At 61.1% G+C, this 2,990-nt stretch carries 3 protein-coding genes; 1 reads left to right on the top strand and 2 read right to left on the bottom strand.

The window, feature by feature from the left end; genetic code table 11:
* Together AC1DUU_RS27790 and AC1DUU_RS27785 are read right to left on the bottom strand one after the other, a co-directional pair.
* A partial coding sequence (locus tag AC1DUU_RS27790) for an ABC transporter substrate-binding protein (RefSeq protein WP_476786571.1) occupies positions 1–909 on the bottom strand: 909 nt, incomplete at its 3' end.
* 36 nt (positions 910–945) lie between these two features.
* Complete coding sequence (locus AC1DUU_RS27785) at positions 946–1,965, bottom strand: GntR family transcriptional regulator (protein ID WP_476786570.1); 1,020 nt, start codon at positions 1,963–1,965, stop codon at positions 946–948.
* 190 nt (positions 1,966–2,155) lie between these two features.
* Between AC1DUU_RS27785 and AC1DUU_RS27780 the strand changes: the two genes are divergently transcribed.
* Positions 2,156–2,990: aldo/keto reductase (locus AC1DUU_RS27780; protein ID WP_476786569.1), on the top strand; the 835-nt coding region annotated here is incomplete at its 3' end.

Genomic DNA, 2,990 nt, shown 5'->3' with positions numbered 1-2,990 from the left:
GTCTACGCCTTGGTAGATGTCGTTGACGATGGTCTGCTGGTCGACAAGCATCGACAGGGCCTGCCGCATCTTGGGATCGGCAAGCAGCGGGTCCTTCGCATTGAAGTTGAGATAGGTGACCCCGAGCCCGGCCATCTTGACGTTGGCAAAGCGCTCGTCGCCGGCAAGGCGCGTGATGTCCTGCGGCGAAAGCGGCGACTGGATGACATCGAGGTCGCCGGCTTCAAAAGCCTGGGCGCGAGCCGAATTGTCGCCGATCACCTTGAGGGTGACCTTGTCGATGGTTGGCGCACCGCGCCAATAGTCGGGATTGGCTTCCAGCGTAATGTCGCTGCCACGGTTCCAGGAGGCGAGCTTCATCGGGCCAGCACCGACCGRCTTGGTCGAGATGTCCTGACCGCTTTCGGCGGCCTTCTTTGAGATGATACCGACATCGAGATAGGTGAGAAGCGGCGCGTAAGGGGCGGCGAGCTCGAACTTCACGGTCTGTGCGTCGACGGCCGTGACTGCCTTGACCGGCGTGAACAGGGCGCGGATGGGCGAGCTGAATTCGGGGTTGAGCACGGTCGAGTAGGTGAAGACCACGTCATCGGCCGTCAGCGGCGAACCGTCGGAAAACTTCAGGCCGGGGCGCAGCTTGAAGATGAACGTCAGCGGGTCCGGGGTCTCCCAGCTTTCGGCCAGGTCGGGCACCGGTTCCAGCTTGGGCGTGATGTGCACCAGGCCTGCATAGACCAGATCTGCGACCCGGTAGGCGGTGGAATCGCGGGCGAGGCGCGGGTCAAGCGTGCCGGCGTCGACGTCGGTCCCAACGACAAGAGTTCCCGCAGCTTGCGCCGCCATGGAGCCAGCTGAAAATACGGCCAGTGCCAGGCCGACGGCGCTTACAGTCGATAAAAACGTTTTCATTCCCCAACCTTCTTGTTTTGAGTGTCTGTGTTCAGCTCATTTGCCTGCGGCCGGCTCGCTGGAGCCATGCTCGTTTCCGGCAATTTTCGCCTGCCTGAGCTCGCTCAGATAAGGAACGAGCAGGTTTTCGACCGACGCCGGATCGGGCGCATGCCGGTATTCGAAACATGGGATGCCGGGCCGCACCATTTCGGCGATGTGGTCGGCGCCGGTGGCGTAGACGACCGCATCTGAGCCAGCGATGATTTCGCGAATATCGGGTGCCGCCGACCATGTGACCTTGATCTCGGAGACATGCGGCGCATATTCGCGCACGCTTGGCCGCATGACCGCGATGTAGTCCTGARGCTGGGCGATTGCGGCCACGCGCGAACGCGGGTCGAGCACCGCCAGCGCCTGCCGGGTTTGTCCGGAGGGAAGAAAGCGCAACGCCAGAATATTGGCGTCGGGCACGATCTCTCGCACTTCGGCTTCGCGGTTCAGGAAGGTCAAGACGAGGTCGGCGCTCAGGCAGGCCTGCCGCGTCGCCTCGTCGGCACGCAATCCGTCAAGCGTCAGCAGCGAGATGGTGTCGCCAGAAGCAAAGACCGGGCGGATCTGCTCGATATAGTCGTATYCGGGGCCCTCGAAGATGGCCACGAAGACCACATTGAGACCTGCCTTGGGCTTGCGCAGTTGCGACTGCGCGTTGATCATCGAAACAAGCGTCGTGGTCGGTACGCCGAGACGCTCGGCCTTGCCCAGCAAGACCTCAATGTCGATGCGCAATGCGGCCGCCGGAGCGTTGTCGGCAACGATGTTGTAGGTCTTGTGGGCGACGAAGGCGCCGAGGCCCTGACGCATCTCGATCAGACCGGCGTCGCGCAGTTGTTGATACACATGCGCAACCGTCATCGGCGCTATGCCGAGCTCGGCTGCGAGCTGGCGAACGGACTGCAGCTTCGTGCCGTGCGGAATGTCGCCAAACGACAGCGAGTAGTTGAGCAAGCCGTGCAGCTGCGTCCCGACGGGGACGGGCAGGGACTTGTCGATACTGGACGCGTCGATTGCAAACACGTGTGCTACTCAATTGATACACTCAACGATAACATGAGAGTCGTTTTGCGCAAGACAGCAATTTGCGGCTGTGTACGATTTTTTGACTTTGGGGGAAAAGCGCGCCGTATCGAAATTTCATGGACATTTCCGGCTCGCGGTGGCAACAAATGCGAAGATTAGCCAGATCGAAGACGCAAGAGGTGTACTAATGGAATATGTCAATCTGGGCCGTTCGGGTCTCAAGATTTCGCGGATCGCTCTGGGCTGCATGTCGTTCGGCTCATCAAAATGGGCACCTTGGGTGCTCGATGAGGAAGCGTCGGCCCCTGTTATCACCAAGGCCGTCGAGCACGGCATCAACTTCTTCGACATGGCGGACATGTATTCGAATGGCGCCAGCGAAGAGGTGGTGGCCAAGGTGCTGAAGCCGTTGGTTCCACGCCACAAGCAGGTGCTGGCAACCAAGCTCTACAATCCGATGAGCTCCGATCCCAACGACCGGGGCCTGTCGCGCAAGCATGTGTTCGAGGCTGTCGACGGCAGCCTCAAGCGCCTGGGCACCGACTATATCGACCTCTACCAGCTGCACAGGTTCGATTATGAAACTCCGCTCGAGGAAACGCTCGACGCGCTCAACGACGTGGTGCGGGCCGGCAAGGTTCGTTATCTAGGGGCGTCGTCAATGCATGCCTGGCAATTCATGAAGGCGATTGGCCTGCAGCGCCAGCATGGCTGGGCGCAGTTCGTCTCGATGCAGCCCCACTACAATCTGATCTACCGCGAAGAAGAGCGCGAGATGCTGCCGCTCTGCCGTTCCGAAGGTGTCGGCGTCATTCCGTGGAGCCCGCTGGCGCGCGGCATTTTGGCCGGCCGCCGCAAGGAAGACGAAGCGGCAACCCTGCGTGCCAAGACCGACGGTACGGCCAATGCGCTCTATGATCGGTCGCGCGTTCAAGACGACGCGGTGATCGATGCCGTTCGCAAGGTCGCCGAGCGTCATGGCAAGCCGATGGCGCAGGTCGCCTATGCCTGGGTCGCTTCCA

Source organism: Aminobacter sp. P4_H6_2 (assembly GCF_056400805.1).
The sequence above is the reverse complement of the archived record's forward strand: the minus strand, read 5'-3'. Positions and strand labels throughout refer to the sequence as shown.